The organism is Mucilaginibacter hurinus, assembly GCF_003324525.1.
Lineage (GTDB): Bacteria > Bacteroidota > Bacteroidia > Sphingobacteriales > Sphingobacteriaceae > Mucilaginibacter > Mucilaginibacter hurinus.
Genome location: NZ_QGDC01000001.1, coordinates 607,574 through 625,069 on the forward strand (window position 1 = coordinate 607,574; position 17,496 = coordinate 625,069).

Genomic DNA, 17,496 nt, shown 5'->3' on the forward strand with positions numbered 1-17,496 from the left:
GGGCTTGTAAGCTTACAGTCGGTTGTTGTCAATATTCACCAACGCCTTTTTAAGGGTGAATACCACATACTCGCGATCGCGGTTAACCAGTTGCATTACACGCTGTATCAGTTCCTCTTCCTGGCCTTCGGTGTATTGCAGCTGTGCATCGGTAAGCCGGTTATATTTACGCTGCAGTTTAATTTTTACGCGTTCCCAATCCTTACTGCTTATGCTTATCTCTGCCATAGTGTGTTGCTTTGCGGCAAAAATATAAAAAATACAAATTGCCGCCGAATGTTAAATCAACACAAACACATTAAACTATTGTTATATAGTGCAATCTAAACCTATGTTAAACTAAATTAAAACACAATGAAAAAATTACTCTTATGTGTGGCCCTGCTTACTGCAGGTGTATTTAGCGCTAAAGCACAATTTACTGTTGGCGCTAAAGCCGGATTGGCATTCTCAAAAATCAATGCCGACGATGTTAGCTCATCATCAGTTACCGGGTACCAGGTAGGTGCGTTTGCGCGTGTGGGCAGCAACTGGTTTGTACAACCGGAATTATATTTGGGCAGCAGCGGCGGTAAAATAGAAGCGGATAATAACACTTTTAACGGTAAAGTTAAATTTACTACGCTTAACGTGCCTTTATTATTGGGTAAAAGCTTTGGCAACGAAGATTTTAACGTGCATGTAGTGGGGGGCCCTATTTACAGTTTTATACTGGATGACAGTAAAAGCTTTGGCGGTAATCTGGAATCGGGATTTGATAATTACAAAAGCAGCGCGCTCGGTTACCAGGTAGGCGCGGGTGTTGACGTAGGAAAAATAACCGTAGGGCTACGCTATGAAGGCGGCCTTACCAAAATAAGCGACAGTTTTGATCAGAAACAAAATCTTTGGTCGCTTAGCGTTGGTTTTAGATTTTTATAGGGAAATTGAGGCAGGATATGATAAGCGGGCCATCGCCCGCTTTTTTTGCGCACGGTCAAAAGCGCAGGTAATGTTGCATGAATTAACCATGCCATGCTTTAGTACCGCCTTAGCGGCTGAATTTTTAAATATGTTAATGACCGCCACAACCACTCAACCGGCCCAAAACGAAACCTGGACATCCACCACCGGGCAAACAAAACCTGGATTATATAAAAGGATATACCAACGCCAATAGCCTGCCCTACTCCCAGCCTGTTTACCATACCAAATCCAAAATGAAAAAAGAAGATCAACCCAAAGGCCGACTGAAGCAGGTAAGTGGTTAAGCCCATTTTGCCCACAGGGCTAAAAATGTTTAGTAAAGCTGATACTCGTGCCGACCAATAGAGCAATGTTACGGCTGAAACATAAACGCCTGCAAGTGCTATCTGGTTAAGTGTCGTAATTAACGAGGCCCAAGCCGCAGGCGGCTTCCTTAAAAAAAACAACACTGCCGCGGCTGTCAAGCCAATAATCATTGTCCAGGTAAAAAACCGGCGATGCGGCTCCGTGCATATAAAAAGCTTTTTGCGGCCCGCTGCCAAACCCAGTAAAAACAAACCCAATATTAAAAAGTAAATATCCTGTATATCCCGCCAAAACATCGCTATAAGCGTACGATTGGTTTTTAATACCCCGTTAAGACTGCCTGCAGTTTTAGCGTTATAGGAATTGATGGCCAACTCAGCCTTTGAAGCATTATATTCTTTCCTTGCCTGCATATCGGCAGCAGTGGTTTGTTTAGGATAAATGGTATCAGGTAACTTGCGCAGATAAGGCATAAAAAATATCATCATTACCCCTAAGCCTATCAAAGCGGCATTATTTAATTTGTTAGCAGGCAACAGCAATAAACCCAGCAATGCGTATTTATAAAGCACATCGCCGGTATAAAACTGCAGATGCAAACAACCTATCACAAAGAGGATTAATGATCGCCAAATAAAGTACCCGGTAAATCTTCGCTTTTTCGCCTCGGCACTTTGTAACTGAATGGCAAAGCTTAAGCCAAAAATAAACGAGAAAATCGCGTAAAATTTACCCTCAATCAAATAGTTAACCAATTGCAGCAATATGTTATCAAACCGGCTATGCAACGGCAGTTGCATAGCGCCGTATGAAAATGTACAGTGTACTATTATAATACCCAGTAATGCAAAGCCGCGTAACACGTCAATCACATCTATTCTATCGGTAGTTTTATGGATTTTAGGGTAGGCAGTTACCGTTGCCATATAGTCAGGTTAAATCAGTGGCTAAATATATCGGTTTATTTATAAATAGCGTAGATATGCTCATCCCAAACCTGGTTATTTTTGATAACCGATTGCTTTAAAACACCTTGTTTTTCATAGCCGGCTTTTTCCAATACCCGCATTGATGGGGAATTTTTACTTAATACACAAGCTTGTATACATATAATGTCAAGCTTATCAAACGCATAACCCGTTATCAGCTTAACCGCCTCGGGCATTATGCCGCGCCCTCTATACCTGCCGCTCAACCAATAACCCAGCAAGGACGTTTTGCGGTACACATCAACGCGCATCTCTAAACCTATTACCCCAGCAACTTCCTCATCAATAATTATAGGGAAATTAATGGCAGGGGCTTCGTTTATTTTACTATTAATAAATGCCACTGCTTTTTCTAGGGTATAAGGCGATGGGAACCTGTCAAGCAGGAAGTCAGACACATCGGTGTCATTCCCATTCTTTTGCAAAGTTTCGGCATCTGTTATTTTCCATGTACGCAGTGTAAAACCGTTTCCGTTAAGTACCATTTGCTAATATTGTAGTTTTAAGTATAACTTTAAGTGTTTAATAAAATTATGAGCAAATACCGGCTGCTTTTTCTGTTTATAATTTGCAGTTGCACTACTGATGTTGCTAAACAACATGTTAAAGTTGAACCCAAAGTTGATGGCAGCCTTAAAATAATTGGCCTGGACCCCGCTATTATTCAAGCAATAGTACGCGACACCATGGCGGATAAATGGCAAAACCTTTTCCCGGTATATAAAATTCCGAAAAGGTTGGACTCCGAAGATTATCAACCTCCGCAACCGGGCAATTACACTGTGGCGGGAGATGCAATTCTATTTGCGCCGGATACGCCATTTGTTAAAGGTAACTCCTATTACATACGACTTTATTTATATGAGGAAGGCACCAGCATGTGGGACATAATCAGCAAAAAAAACAAGCTTGGGCAATATAGGTATAACGATATACTTTTTGAGCCGCAGTACTTGAAAAACAAATAAATATGTTTATATTTGCATTAATAACGGAGAGGGGGCGGTAGCCCCCTCTTTTATTTTACCAATCAAAACGGAAAACGGTTAAATGAATATTGAGAAAAGGGTTACCGAACTGGTTGAGGAAAAAATTGCAGATAAGCCCGACCTGTTTTTGGTAGAAGTAAAATTTCACAGCAACGGCAAACTGGTGATACTGGTTGACGGTGATAACGGGATAGGCATTGACGAATGCGTTAAAATAAGCCGCCATGTGGGTTTTCACCTGGAAGAGGAAAATGTGATTGATACGGCGTATAATTTAGAAGTTTCATCTCCAGGTCTGGATACACCCTTAACCTTATTAAGGCAGTATCAAAAAAACATAGGACGGCAATTGGCTTTAAAAACCGCTGCCGGTACAAAAAGAGAAGGTAAATTGCTGGCTGCGGATGAAAATGCCATCACAATAGAAGAGAAAATAAAAGAAAAAGGGAAAAAGGCTGAAGTTATTGAAAGCGTTATCCCTGTTGAGCAAATAACAGAAACAAAAGTTTTAATATCATTCAAGTAAGGAAATGAGCAATCTGAATTTAATTGATTCTTTTCAGGAATTTAAAGATTTCAAGAATATTGACCGTCCCACGATGATGAGCGTACTGGAAGATGTTTTCAGGAGCATGATCAGGAAAAAATACGGTACTGACGAGAATTGTGACGTAATTGTGAACACTGACAATGGTGACTTAGAAATATGGCGCACGCGTACCGTAATGGAGGATGGATTTAGTGAAGATGATGACCTGGAGATTGAGTTAACCGAAGCTAAGGCTATTGACCCAGACCTGGAAGTTGGCGACGAGCATATAGAGTTGATAACATTAGAGAGCTTTGGCCGCCGTGCCATTTTAGCAGCGCGCCAAACACTGGTATCAAAAATATTAGAACTGGAAAAAGACGAGATATTTAAAAAATACAAAGATCGCGTTGGTGAGATTGTTACCGGTGAAGTTTACCAGGTATGGAAAAAAGAAACCCTGGTGCTTGACGATGAAGGCAACGAACTTTTGTTACCTAAAACTGAACAGATACCTGCCGACTACTTTAAAAAGGGCGACAGTGTTAAAGCAGTTGTATCAAAAGTAGATATGCTGAACAGCAATCCAAAAATTATTATTTCACGTACAGCGCCGGAGTTTTTACAGCGTTTATTTGAACAGGAAGTACCGGAGATATTTGACGGATTGATCACTATTAAAAAGATCGTGCGTGAGCCGGGTGAGCGGGCTAAAGTTGCTGTTGAATCATATGATGACCGTATTGACCCGGTTGGTGCTTGCGTGGGCATGAAAGGTTCGCGTATACATGGCATCGTTCGTGAGTTGAAAAACGAAAATATAGATGTTATCAACTATACTAACAATATTCAATTATACATTCAACGTGCTTTGTCACCTGCCAAAATCATGTCTATCAAATTAGATGATGAAAAGAAAACCGCGGCGGTTTATTTAAAGCCCGACCAGGTATCATTGGCTATTGGCCGTGGCGGTCACAACATTAAGCTTGCAGGCAAGTTAACAGGTTATGAAATAGATGTTTATCGTGAGGCGGACGAACTTGATGAGGATGTGGATATTGAAGAATTTTCAGATGAGATTGAAAGCTGGATTATTGATGAGTTTAAACGAATTGGTTTAGATACCGCAAAATCAATCCTGGCGTTAAGCGTTGATGAACTGGTTAAACGTACCGATCTTGAGGAAGAAACGATAAAAGAAGTATTGGCGGTTTTACAGGCCGAATTTGAATAAAATCAATTAACCGGAATTAAAATCGTATTTTTGGATAGTATTATAAAGCAGAGAAAGAGTAATAAATGTCAGAAGACAAATCAATAAAATTATTTAAGGCAGCAAAAGAGCTGAATATCGGTACAGGCACTATCGTGGATTTCCTGGCGTCGAAAGGTTTTAAAATTGAAAAAAACCCTGCCGCTAAGCTTGATGCTGATATGTATGAGGCGCTTTTGAAAGAATATGCCGTTGATAAAATTATTAAAGAGGAAGCCAAGCAAATAAGTATCGGTAAAATCAGGAAGGAAGAAACCGTCCCGGCTACCGAAAAACCTGTGGAAAGCAGGCGTTCAAGAGATTTTGAGAACGAAGAGATACTTATTAAAAATGCAGGCACTTTTGCTCCTCAGGCAGAAAAGCCAAAACCTGCTGAACCTGCGCCCGCAAAAACCGACGAGCGTAGTGATAATTTACCGGGTGTAAAGGTTGTTGGTAAAATAGATTTAAATAACCTGAGCGGGAAACCACAGCCGGAAGCAGAAAAACCTGCTCCGCCAAAACCCGAGCCCAAGCCCGAACCTGTTAAAACAGAGGCACCTGAAAAACCTGCTGAGCCGGTTGCCGAAGCTAAGCCTGAACCTGTTAAAACAGAGGCACCTGCCCCTGCACCACCAGAACCGGCAGAGGAGGCAAACGATGAGTCGTCAGTAATCAGGGCAAAAGCCGAGCGCTTAACCGGCCCTAATATCATAGGGAAAATAAACCTGCCGGTTAATGAGCCAAAACGTAACCCAATAGCATCATCATCAAATACGGGTGGTGCCGATCATAAACGTAAAAGAAAACGCAAAGAAGGCGGACCTAATCCGCAGCAAGGCGGCCAGCAACCCGGAACACCGGGCGCAGGCCCGCAACAAGGTGGCAACCGCGGCGACTTCAGAGGAAACCGTAACGCGCCGGGCGGACGTCCGGACTTTAGGGGAAATCGTAATGTTGCCCCCGGAACCCCGAAAGAAGAGCCTTCAGAAAAAGATATACAAGACCAGATTAAGGCAACACTTGCACGCTTAAGCGGCGCAGGTAAATCAGGCAAGTTTGCACAGCGTGCCAAGTTCCGCCGCCAAAAACGTGACGACGTTGCCGCCAGTGCCGAAGAGTTGGCAATGGAGCAGGAGTTACAGTCAAAGGTGCTTAAAGTTACCGAGTTTGTAACGGCTAATGAACTGGCATCAATGATGGACGTACCCGTTACGCAAATCATCTCAACTTGTATGAGCCTGGGTATGTTTGTATCTATTAACCAAAGGCTTGACGCGGAAACGCTGAGCATTGTGGCCGAGGAATTTGGATACCAGGTAGAGTTTGTTAAACCACAGGACGAAGAAGCCAACCTTGAAGAAGAGGATAATCCGGCTGACCTGATACCGCGGGCGCCAATTGTAACCATAATGGGCCACGTTGACCACGGTAAAACATCATTGCTTGACTTTATACGTAAAACCAATGTAATAGGCGGCGAAGCCGGGGGTATAACCCAGCACATTGGCGCATATGAAGTGACACTGCCTGACAATAAAGGAAAAATTACTTTCCTGGATACACCGGGCCACGAGGCATTTACCGCCATGCGTGCCAGGGGTGCCCAGGTAACGGATATAGTAATTATAGTAATTGCTGCTGATGACAGCGTGATGCCGCAAACCCGCGAGGCTATAAACCACGCACAGGCTGCAGGCGCGCCTATTATTTTTGCATTTAATAAGATAGACAGGCCGGGCGCTAATGCCGATAAGGTACGCGAACAGCTGTCAGCTATGAATATTTTGGTAGAAGAATGGGGCGGTAAATACCAAACCCAGGAAATATCAGCTAAAACAGGATTGAACATTGAACTGCTTTTGGAGAAAGTACTGCTTGAGGCAGAATTGCTTGAATTGAAAGCTAATCCTAAAAAACGTGCAGTAGGTACAGTTATAGAATCTGCCCTGGATAAAGGACGTGGTATCGTAACCACTATATTGGTACAGGCCGGAACCCTTCGTGTAGGCGATCCGATACTGGCAGGTTGTTACAGCGGCCGTGTGAAAGCATTAACCAACGAACGCGGACAACGTGTTGAGTCGGCAGGCCCTTCAACACCGGTGCAGGTACTTGGTATGCAGGGCGCACCAACAGCGGGTGATAAATTTAACTCCCTTGAGAGTGAAGTTGAAGCTCGTGAAATTGCCAACAAACGCCTTCAGTTGCAGCGCGAACAAGGCTTACGCACGCAGAAACATATCACGCTTGATGAAATTGGCCGCCGCTTGGCAGTGGGTAACTTCAAAGAACTTAACATTATTGTTAAAGGTGATGTGGACGGCTCTATCGAGGCGTTATCAGATTCGTTGCTGAAACTGTCTACCGAGCAGATACAGGTTAATATCATATCAAAAGGTGTAGGGCAGATATCAGAATCAGACGTATTGCTGGCTTCTGCATCTGACGCTATTATTATAGGTTTCCAGGTACGCCCGTCTGGTGGTGCACGTAAACTGGCAGAGGCCGAGCAAATAGACATCAGGCTATACTCTATCATTTACGATGCGATAAACGAGATAAAGGCCGCAATGGAAGGCATGCTTGCGCCAACCTTTGAAGAGAAAATTGTAGCTAACGTTGAGATACGCGAAACCTTCAAAATCAGCAAGGTGGGCACTATTGCCGGTTGTATGGTGCTAGATGGTAAAATAAACCGTAACAGCAAAATACGCATTGTACGCGAGGGCGTGGTAATTTATACCGGCGAACTGGCATCACTTAAACGCTTTAAAGATGATGTTAAAGAAGTGGCCACCGGTTACGAGTGCGGTTTAAATATCCAGAATTTTAATAATATTGAGGTAGGCGACATAGTTGAAGCTTACGAAAACGTAGAGATAAAACGTAAACTGTAATATCTCTGGTACATAATAAAAAAGGCTTACCAAAAGGTAGGCCTTTTTTATTATGTTATATCCCGTAGATAATAGTATGGTTAATACAGGCAATCGCTTAATATCATCACTCTGCTTTTAACAAATTCTCGACAAAAATCTGCCAGTGCGGTCCTGACAGCCCATGCCTGCCTGCCAGGCCCACAATAATGTTCCGCGCTTTATCTATAAGATTGCCATCTGTATTAGGCATTTCATTACGCCCATGTACTGACGCGACTACGCGGTTACCGGTACGTTCAACAATAAACGTATTAGTTGATTTGTGGCTGAAGAAGTGCGCCGTTAAAGCGTCGGTTTTTTTAGGGTTGGCTATAGGCCTTACCGTAAGCACAATATATTCGGACTCGCCCAAAGCGTCCTCAAATTCTTCCATTGCCTCTATGCGGACCCAATCGACACCACTTCCTGCTATCGAACCCGGGCCGGGCATATCAATATATAATATATCCCCTTTCTCGGCTGTTTTGAAGGCCGGATTGCCTGCTGTATCTGTTATAGCAAAATTTGATGATGCCGGGCCTGTGAGCGCTCCCCAGTTTCCTATGTCTTTTATACGGCTCTTGGCCAGCATAAACAATTTGTGCGCCTCTCCCTGCGATGGGAAGTCAACATAATACTCCACATCATTTTGCTCACCTTCAACCTGCTCAGGTATATGTGCTTTTGCAATTGCCATACGTTTATTTTTATGATTAAACAGTTAACATTAAAAACTGTTTAAGTCATTAATCTGGCACTATGCCTACATGCTTATACAGCTTTGGCGTTACGCATCAGGAAATGATTAATTATCCATGCCAGCAGATAGGCCATCCCGCAAAACAGGAATATCAGGTTATAGCCAATATGTTTGTTGGCATCAGTATACTGCACCAGCACGTACCCTACTATAACCGGGAAGGCAGCCCCGCTTAATGATCCGGCCATGCCACCTATCCCTATTACCGAGCTAACTGAAGTTTTAGGGAAATTATCAGATACGGCGGTATACAGGTTGGCACTCCAGGCCTGGTGTGCGGCAGCGGCCAAACTAATAAGCGCTACAGCCTGCCATATATCTGTAGCATAGCGGGCCGATACTATAGGCACAACACACAATGCAAACACCAGCATAGAAGTTTTACGCGCGCGGACAGGCGTCCAGCCTTTTTTTATAAGGTATGACGAAATGTACCCGCCGCCAATACTGCCAATTGTTGTAGCGGTATAAATAATTATAAGCGGCAGCGTTGGCTTTTTAAGATCGAGTTGAAACGCTTTGTTAAAGTAATCGGGCAACCACGTTAAAAAGAAATACCAGATTGGATCAGTAAGAAATTTGCCGATAAAAAATGCCCAGGTTTGTTTGTACCTAAACAACTGGCCCCAGCTTATCCTGGTATCTGTTAGGGTTTCGGCAACAGTATCTTCATGTATCAATGCCAGTTCAGCAGGATCAATATTCTTCTTTTTGGTTGGCACCTCATAAAATATTACCCAAAATATCAGCCATATAAAGCCTATGGCTCCTGTTACTATAAAGGCCGACTGCCAACCGTATAAACCGAGCAATAACGGAATAACTATTGGTGCAGCCACCGCACCGATGTTGGTGCCCGAATTCATTACACCGGTTGCCAAAGCACGCTCCTTTTTAGGGAACCACTCAGCTATACTGCGGATAGCTGCCGGAAAGTTACCCGATTCGCCCAGGCCAAGCAGACCTCTGAACCACATAAAACCTGCCGAACCTTTTGCCAGCGCATGCAGCATGGCGGCAATACTCCAAACCGTAATAGATATAATGTAACCGAGCTTAGTTCCTATCTTATCAATAAGGCGGCCGGACAATAATAAGCCGAACGCATAACATAAAATAAAAACCATATTAATGTAACCGTAGGTAACGTCATCCCAGCCGAACTCTTTTTCTAGCGTTGGCTTAAGATAGCTGAGCACCTGCCGGTCGAGGTAATTTATAGTGGTGGCAAAAAATAGCAGCGCAACTACTACCCATCTGTAGTTGCCGGTTTTTTGTTGTGACATGAATAAAGGTTTATTTACAAGTTTGTATTATTTCACTAACGCGTAAGGTTTCATTATGTAATTGATTGTACAATTGGTTATTTAGTATTTCGCTGGTTACAAAGTTACTGCCGAGGCCTACCGCACATACCCCGGCCCTGAACCACTCATTTATACTTTCTGCATTCAGGTTTACCCCACCTGTCGGGATAAATAGCTGCCCGGGGAATATATCCCTTATGCCGCTGATATACTTAGACCCCAGTATGCCTGCAGGGAATATCTTGATCAGCGCGGCACCATTTTCCTGCGCGTTAAATATCTCGGTGGTAGTCATGCAGCCCGGTATCCACAATAAACCATGCCGGTGGACTATCTCACCTACCGCGGGGTTCATTACCGGCGCTACCACGAAATCAGCACCGGCGCTAAGAAATGTTTCGGCCTCGCCGGTTGTTTTTACAGTGCCTATGCCCAGATACAGGTCGGGCATTTCCGCCTGCTGTAACTTTTTCATGGCTATAAAATTATTCAGCGCCTGTTCACCGCGGTTAGTATATTCAAATACCCGTATGCCGGCTTTATACAATGTTCGCATCACCTGCAGGCTTACCCCGGCGTCATCATAATAAAACAAGGGCAATGAGCCCTGGGCTATTATCTTATCTAAAACGGCTTCCTTTTTCGTCATGATCTTATCCCTTTCTTTATGTCGTCCACAGTCTGGTTGGTGGCATCGCTGGCTATAAATAGTTTTTGGAATGCAGCCGCCGTGGCAAACTCAAGCACTTCGGCAGGCGCCCATTCATTGTAAAACCCATATATAAGGCCCGCCATAAAGCAATCACCGCTGCCTACTTTATCTACTATCCGGGTGGCGTTGTACTCCTGCGAACTGTAGAACTTACCGCCTGTATACAACGCGGTATAGTAAGTTATATCCTCTTTGGCATCAAACCTGAAGGTGTTGGCTACCGTTTTGCATTTAGGGTATTGCGCCATAAGCTTTTCAGAAGTAATTAAGGCTTCCTTCAGGTAGATGCTTTTTTGCCCGCTTTCGTGAATGCCAGGCTCTACGGCGATACCGAGCATGGTTTCGGCAGCCCAAACGTTGCCCATTACCACATCGCAATACGGCAACAGCTGTGGCATCACCTCCTGTGGCGTTTTGCCGTATTGCCACAGCCTGGCACGGTAGTTCAGGTCAACAGATATCGTTATTCCTTTTCCCGAGGCCGCTTTTAAAACTTCTAAACAAACATCAGCGGCGCCCTGGCTCACCGCAGGCGATATGGCGCTGAAATGAAACCAGCTCACACCCTCCAGAACTTCATCCCAGTCTACCATGCCCGGCTGTAAACCCGCGAAGGCAGAATGTGCGCGGTCGTAAATCAGCGCATCGTTCTTCAGGTCTTTTCCTTTGGTTAAAAAGTAAAGCCCTACCCTGCTGCCGTGATAATGTATCTGCGCGGTGTCTATGCTTTTTTTGTTAAGATGACTAACCAGTTGCGCCGACATATCGTTATCCGGCAACGCCGTAAAATATTGAGATGGCAAGCCCCACAAGGCCAGCGCAGTAGCCACATTAAGTTCCGCGCCGCCGATGTAAAAAGGCAGTGTGTTAGTGCTTAGCCATTCGCCATCAGCATCGGGTGTTATCCGAAGAAGCAGCTCGCCAAATGATAGTACCTTACCTGTCATACCGCATTAAACTGAAAATAATTTTTTGCGTTATAATAACATATATCCTGTATGATCTTGCCGGTCCAGGGTATATCACCAGGCAGTTCGCCGTTTTCAATATCATTACCAAAAAGGTTACATACGATCCTGCGGAAATACTCATGCCTCGGAAACGATAAGAAGCTGCGCGAATCGGTAAGCATGCCTACCATGCGGCTTATTAAACCGATATTAGAGAGGGCATTAAGTTGCCTGGTCATGCCGTCCTTCTGATCTAAAAACCACCAGGCCGAGCCAAACTGTACCTTGCCGGCAACTGATCCGTCATTAAAATTTCCGGTCATGGCAGCAAAAAGCTCGTTATCGGCCGGGTTAAGATTATAAAGTATTGTTTTGGCCAGCCTGTTATCAGTATCCAGCTTATCCAGGAACTTCGATAAGCTTTTTCCCTGCGAAAAATCACCGATAGAATCCCAGCCGGTATTAGGCCCAAGGTTTGTTAATGCCCGGGTATTGTTATTTCGAAGGCCGCCTAAATGGTATTGCTGCACCCATCCCTTCTCATGGTTCCATAAAGCAAACTCGTACAATAACGCCGATTTAAACTTTAACACCTCTACCTGTGTAAGCGCACTGTTACTGCGTATCTTTTTGTAGATCACGCTTATCTCTTCCCGCGTAAAGTCTTCGGCATAGATATTTTCAAGCCCGTGGTCGGCTATCTTACAGCCGTTAGCCGCAAAGTAGTTGTGGCGAAGTTTCAGGGCTTCCAGATAGTTATCATAGCTATCCGCTGATATATTAGTTAACACTTCCAGCCTGCTGATATACGCGTTTAATCCCTGCAAACTATCTGCGTTCATAGCATTATCCGGCCTGAAGGTGGGTAATACCATCACCGCCGCACCGCTATTTTTTATTTGCTGATGATACTCCAGGCTATCTAAAGGGTCATCGGTGGTACATATCACCTCTACGTTACTCTTTTTAATAAGGCTGCGCACGCTGTATTCCGGCGTTAGCAATTTAGCTGAGCATTCATCATAAATAGGATCGGCCGTTGCAGGCGATAAAAGTTGCTGAACGTTAAAGTACCGCTGCAGCTCGAGATGTGTCCAATGGTATAGCGGATTGCGTAATGTATAGGGTATAGTTTCAGCCCATTTTACAAATTTCTCCTGATCACTCTTATCCCCCGTTATGTAGGCTTCATTTACACCGTTCGCCCGCATGGCACGCCACTTGTAATGGTCGTCGTAAAGCCATATATGCGTTAGATTCCTGAAGTTGATGTCGCCGGCTATTTGATCTGGCGGAAGGTGCGAGTGATAATCAATAATGGGCATACCCGCGGCGTACTCGTGGTATAGTACCCGCGCAGTTTTCGTTTTCAGTAAAAAATCATCGTCAAGGAAATTCTTCATGGCTGAATAGCGATATCCGCAGCAATATTAAGCTAATTTAAATTGGATATATTATCAAATAACGTCGATTTTATGCCAATTTCTAACCCCCGCAATTCTGCGAGACCTTTTAACCGGCCTATAATTGAGTAGCCTGGGTAGGTATTGTAATTAAAATCGTCAAGCAGTTTGTGGCCATGATCCGGCCGCATAGGTATGGCTATGTCATCCCGGCCTGCTATCTTCCTTTTTTGTTGTTCCAGTATAATATTTTTCATTACAGCATACATATCGGTGCTGCCGGCAAGGTGGTCATCCTCGTAAAAGCTGCCGTCGGCTTCGCGGCGCACGTTACGCAGGTGTAAAAAGTGTATATGCTGTCCCAGCCGGCTTACAATGCCGGGCAGGTCGTTATCGCCACGCGCACCTAATGAACCGGTGCAAAACGTAATGCCATTGCTTGGCGAAGGATATGCATTGACCAGAAACTCCAGGTCTTTTTCTGTGGATACCACACGCGGCAAACCCAGTATGGGAAACGGCGGATCATCCGGGTGAATACACATTTTTATCCCGGCTTCTTCAGCTCCAGGAATAATACCCTTTAAAAAATAGGCCAGGTTATCTTTTAGCGCCGCGGCATCAGTAGTAGCGGTGTAGCGTTGTAAGTGCGCCTTAAATTCGGGTATAGTGTACACCTTATTGGTGCCTGGTAAACCTGCCAAAATATTATTTGTCAAATCATGTACCTGCTTTTCGTCCAGCTTATCCAGGTATGCTTTAGCGGCCTGCTGCTGCGCAGGCGTGAAATCTTTTTCGGCACCGTCCCGGCCCAGAATATACAAGTCAAAAGCTGCTACGGCGGCCACATCAAACCTTAACGCCGAAGCGTTGTTGGCCAGGCGGTAATCAAGATCAGTGCGGGTCCAGTCGAGCACGGGCATAAAATTGTAGCATACTATTTTTATTCCTGCTGCGGATAGGTTTTTTAGCGTAGCCACGTAATTCTCAATATACCGGTCGCGTCCCGGACCGGCAGTTTTAATATCCTCGTGGATATTCACGCTTTCTACAACATCCCAGGTAAGCCCGGCGTCTTCAATCATCTGCTTCCGCTGCTGTATCTCGTCGATGCTCCACACATCGCCGCTGGGAATGTGGTACAACGAGGTAACAATACCGGTAGCGCCGGTTTGCAAAATGGCTTGCAGGGTAACAGGGTCTGACGGCCCGAACCAGCGGAAAGTTTGCAATAAATTATCGATCATCTTATAATGAAATTAGGCTATTTACTGGACAATAATGTATGAGGTATGGCTATGGCGACGAAAATAATGTAAATTATAATTGATGTTGCAAAAGCCTCAACTTTTTTACGTAACAGGTAATCCAAACATTAATAATGAGTTATACCCCGAAACAAGGCTGCAGCTATAAAAAACTAAAGTTTTTTATAAAAAAGTGCTTGTGTAATACAAAAACCTGAGTATATTTGCCAACCCAAAAACGGAGTGGTAGTTCAGCTGGTTAGAATACATGCCTGTCACGCATGGGGTCGCGGGTTCGAGTCCCGTCCATTCCGCCAAAAGAGCCGCAAGGCACATCAAAAGCGCTTAGATTACTGGTCTAAGCGCTTTTTTTATACCCAAAATTCTGCATATCACCTCAGCATTTATGACTCATCCAGGGACCTATCCGGTGACTGGTTCAGAACACCTAATTTAGTCACCAAATCAATGATTAACTGTCTGTATATCAATTATTTGAAATCATAAAATTTGGCCTCAAAAGACCTCATTTTATATCAAATTTTTGGTTTAAAAAAGGCAATAGATCAGGACTAAGATCGGATGCGTTTTAATGGCCTCAGTCCCGTTTGGTCCGAGGGTTCGGGACCCGCCGAAATTGGTCAAAAAACTGGTTTTGGTGACTAACTCGGTGACCTATTTTAGCATTTCAAAATAGGTCACCGAACAGGTAGTTAATGAATTGATTTTAAAGCACTTGAATAAGTTTAAAAGAGTCATGAAAAGCGAGTTTTCGTGACCAGATCATTTATCAGGTTTTAAAATTCATTAAAATGAAAAATGCACAGAAATTTTCAGTCCTGATCTGGGCTGATAGAAGAAAAACAGATTCACAGGGTATGGTACCGCTTTATGCCCGCATTACCTATTTAAGCAAACGCTGCGAAGTTTCACTCGGCAGAAAGGTCGATCCAAAAAAATGGGATTCAGAAACCGGTTACCTAAAAGGTAACGGTTCAGAAGTTAGGGATGTCAACACCCAGATCATGGAGGCGACCAATGAGATAAGAAGGGCCTTCGACGATCTTAAAAGGACAGAAGACTTCATTACGGCAGAGAAGATCAAGCAAAAATATACCGGTGAAGGCACTATTCACCGCATGTTGCTGGAGGTTTTCGATGAACACAATAGTAATTTGGAAAAGCTATTGGAAAAGGATTTCGTCAGGGCAACGCTAACCAAATATAAAACGGTACGAAAGAAGACTGCAGAGTACATCCAATGGCGCTACAATAAACCGGACGTCTATCTGGAGTCTATTGATTATTCATTTGTCACAGGGCTTGAAATGTACCTTAAAACGGAGGATAAGATCGAGCATAATACAGCCATGAGGTATATAAAGAACTTGAAAAAGATCATTAACCTCGCTGTCAATAATCAATGGATGAGTCACAATCCATTTAATCTGTTCAAGTGCACTTATAATAAAGTGAACCGTGTAGAATTGGAATGGGAGGAGCTCAACCAGTTGGCCGACTATAATTTTAAAGTTAAACGCCTGGCCGAAGTACGCGATACCTTTTTGTTTTGCTGCTACACGGGTTATGCTTTTGTCGATGTAGATAAGCTTACACCACAGCACGTTGTTTCCGGTGCCGATGGTGTAACCTGGATCAAAACTACGCGCACAAAAACTGCGATAGAAGCCAATGTCCCTTTAATACCGCAGGCCATAGCAATTATCGAACGGTATTCAGAACATGATACCCGGATAATTGAAAACAAGCTGCTTCCTGTAAAAAGCAATCAGAAAATGAATGCTTATTTAAAAGAGATAGGTGACCTTGCCGGTATTGAAAAAGTGCTGACCACGCACATCGCCAGGCACACTTTCGCTACAACCGTAACCCTTGAAAATGATGTACCATTGGAAACGGTCAGCAGGATGCTTGGCCATACCAAATTGACAACTACCCAGATCTATGCTAAAATGAAAGATAAAAAGGTCAACCGCGATATGCAGGCATTGAAGGTGCGCTTGCAAGTTAATGCTGAAATAGTTGATGAAAAATTAGAGGAGGAATTGGTATGAGCGAGATCATTTTAATAAATGAGATCAAAGGTCTAATTGAAGGTGCCAGAATCTCAGCAGCCCGAGCAATTGATCATGAAAGAGTAGTTATGTTCTGGCATATAGGTAAAAGGATTTTTGAAGAGGAACAACATGGCAAGGATCGCGCGGTTTATGGTGAGCGTTTAATACCATATTTGGCAGATGAACTAATGCCTCAATTTGGGAACGCATTTTCTGCAAGGAATTTAAATCACTTTAGACAATTTTATAGAACATTCCCAATTGTGTACGCACTGCGTACACAATTGACATGGACGCATTATCGGTCATTGCTAAGTGTGGAAGAAACTGAAAAGAGAGAGTTTTATATTCAAGAAACAGCAAAGAATAATTGGACCGCGAGACAGATGGATCGTCAAATAGGAAGCCAACTTTATGAAAGACTTCTATTAAGCACAGATAAAGAAAAAGTATTAACTGTTGCACGTAACGAAAAGCAGCCTGATAAGCCACAGGACATTATTAAAGACCCAATGATACTTGAATTTTTGGGACTTAAACCAGACGCCGCTTATTATGAAAAGGATCTCGAAAATGCACTGATCACCCATCTGCAAGAGTTCATGCTGGAGTTAGGTAATGGATTTTCTTTTGTCGCCCGTCAAAAGCGTATCCATCTGGATGGCGATGATTTTTTTGTTGATCTGGTGTTTTATAACAGGCTCTTGCAATGCTTTGTGATCATAGAGCTAAAAACCCACAAGATCACCCATCAGGACATTGGTCAACTACAGATGTATGTTAATTATTATGACCGCATTGAAAAACTGGCCCATGAAACACCGACTGTCGGCATATTGTTATGTCTCGAAAAAAATGATACCGTCGTTAAATTTACCTTACCTGAAAAAAGCAATGTTTTTGCTTCAAAATACCAATTGTATCTTCCAACTGAAAACCAGTTAGCGACAGAAATGAATAAGGAGATCGGCAAACGGCAACCCCGAGAAGATATAGAAAGTAAAAGCCAATAATACCGTTCTACTCAATTGTGTCCGCAGTGTGGACACAATTGAGTAGCATAATAATGTCTGATCTGAATAAT

The 17,496-nt window shown here is 43.6% G+C and carries 16 protein-coding genes and 1 tRNA gene; 8 read left to right on the top strand and 9 right to left on the bottom strand.

Annotation, left to right across the window (positions count from 1 at the left end; all coding sequences use genetic code 11):
• Window positions 1-12 precede the first annotated feature (12 nt).
• On the bottom strand, window positions 13-228 hold the full coding sequence (locus DJ568_RS02695) for a hypothetical protein (RefSeq protein WP_114003679.1): 216 nt from the start codon (window positions 226-228) through the stop codon (window positions 13-15).
• Between the two features lie 126 nt (window positions 229-354).
• Between DJ568_RS02695 and DJ568_RS02700 the strand changes: the two genes are divergently transcribed.
• Window positions 355-921: a porin family protein gene (locus tag DJ568_RS02700; protein ID WP_114003680.1), complete on the top strand. Its 567-nt coding sequence runs from the start codon at window positions 355-357 to the stop codon at window positions 919-921.
• Between the two features lie 98 nt (window positions 922-1,019).
• Here the strand turns inward: DJ568_RS02700 and DJ568_RS02705 are convergent, their stop codons facing one another.
• Both DJ568_RS02705 and DJ568_RS02710 read right to left on the bottom strand, forming a co-directional pair.
• A complete protein-coding gene (locus DJ568_RS02705) occupies window positions 1,020-2,198 on the bottom strand; it encodes a DUF418 domain-containing protein (RefSeq protein WP_114003681.1) in 1,179 nt (392 codons plus the stop codon).
• A gap of 35 nt (window positions 2,199-2,233) precedes the next feature.
• On the bottom strand, window positions 2,234-2,746 hold the full coding sequence (locus DJ568_RS02710; RefSeq protein WP_114003682.1) for a GNAT family N-acetyltransferase: 513 nt from the start codon (window positions 2,744-2,746) through the stop codon (window positions 2,234-2,236).
• Window positions 2,747-2,794: 48 nt separating this feature from the next.
• On the opposite strand from DJ568_RS02710, the gene DJ568_RS02715 reads away from it, so the two are divergent.
• From DJ568_RS02715 to infB, 4 genes are all read left to right on the top strand, one after another.
• Window positions 2,795-3,229 (top strand): hypothetical protein, encoded by a 435-nt coding sequence (locus DJ568_RS02715; protein WP_147238699.1) that lies wholly within the window; start codon window positions 2,795-2,797, stop codon window positions 3,227-3,229.
• Window positions 3,230-3,311: 82 nt separating this feature from the next.
• Window positions 3,312-3,776, top strand: a complete 465-nt coding sequence (rimP, locus tag DJ568_RS02720; protein ID WP_114003684.1) for a ribosome assembly cofactor RimP — start codon at window positions 3,312-3,314, stop codon at window positions 3,774-3,776.
• Window positions 3,777-3,780: 4 nt separating this feature from the next.
• Window positions 3,781-5,016, top strand: a complete 1,236-nt coding sequence (gene nusA / locus DJ568_RS02725) for a transcription termination factor NusA (RefSeq protein ID WP_114003685.1) — start codon at window positions 3,781-3,783, stop codon at window positions 5,014-5,016.
• A 65-nt stretch (window positions 5,017-5,081) separates the two neighbouring features.
• Window positions 5,082-7,934 carry a translation initiation factor IF-2 gene (gene infB, locus DJ568_RS02730; protein ID WP_114003686.1) on the top strand — a complete coding sequence of 951 codons (2,853 nt, stop codon included), beginning with the start codon at window positions 5,082-5,084 and terminating at the stop codon, window positions 7,932-7,934.
• Between the two features lie 106 nt (window positions 7,935-8,040).
• Here infB and DJ568_RS02735 read toward each other — a convergent pair whose 3' ends face one another.
• From DJ568_RS02735 to uxuA, 6 genes are all read right to left on the bottom strand, one after another.
• Window positions 8,041-8,652, bottom strand: coding sequence for a hypothetical protein (locus DJ568_RS02735; protein ID WP_114003687.1), 612 nt, complete (start codon window positions 8,650-8,652; stop codon window positions 8,041-8,043).
• A 74-nt stretch (window positions 8,653-8,726) separates the two neighbouring features.
• Window positions 8,727-10,001: an MFS transporter gene (locus tag DJ568_RS02740; protein ID WP_114003688.1), complete on the bottom strand. Its 1,275-nt coding sequence runs from the start codon at window positions 9,999-10,001 to the stop codon at window positions 8,727-8,729.
• 10 nt (window positions 10,002-10,011) lie between these two features.
• Window positions 10,012-10,671: a beta/alpha barrel domain-containing protein gene (locus tag DJ568_RS02745; RefSeq protein WP_233496610.1), complete on the bottom strand. Its 660-nt coding sequence runs from the start codon at window positions 10,669-10,671 to the stop codon at window positions 10,012-10,014.
• A complete protein-coding gene (locus DJ568_RS02750; RefSeq protein ID WP_114003690.1) occupies window positions 10,668-11,681 on the bottom strand; it encodes a sugar kinase in 1,014 nt (337 codons plus the stop codon). Before DJ568_RS02750 ends, DJ568_RS02745 begins: the two co-directional genes overlap by 4 nt.
• A complete protein-coding gene (uxaC, locus tag DJ568_RS02755) occupies window positions 11,678-13,087 on the bottom strand; it encodes a glucuronate isomerase (protein ID WP_114003691.1) in 1,410 nt (469 codons plus the stop codon). The genes DJ568_RS02750 and uxaC overlap by 4 nt, the downstream gene beginning before the upstream one ends.
• 32 nt (window positions 13,088-13,119) lie before the next feature.
• Entirely contained in the window at window positions 13,120-14,334 is a 1,215-nt protein-coding gene (gene uxuA, locus DJ568_RS02760) for a mannonate dehydratase (protein ID WP_114003692.1), read from the bottom strand.
• A gap of 240 nt (window positions 14,335-14,574) precedes the next feature.
• Here uxuA and DJ568_RS02765 point away from each other — a divergent pair.
• From DJ568_RS02765 to DJ568_RS02775, 3 genes are all read left to right on the top strand, one after another.
• A tRNA-Asp gene (locus tag DJ568_RS02765) sits at window positions 14,575-14,651 on the top strand.
• 495 nt (window positions 14,652-15,146) lie between these two features.
• Complete coding sequence (locus tag DJ568_RS02770) at window positions 15,147-16,409, top strand: site-specific integrase (RefSeq protein ID WP_114003693.1); 1,263 nt, start codon at window positions 15,147-15,149, stop codon at window positions 16,407-16,409.
• Complete coding sequence (locus DJ568_RS02775; protein ID WP_114003694.1) at window positions 16,406-17,425, top strand: PDDEXK nuclease domain-containing protein; 1,020 nt, start codon at window positions 16,406-16,408, stop codon at window positions 17,423-17,425. The genes DJ568_RS02770 and DJ568_RS02775 overlap by 4 nt, the downstream gene beginning before the upstream one ends.
• Window positions 17,426-17,496 lie beyond the last annotated feature (71 nt).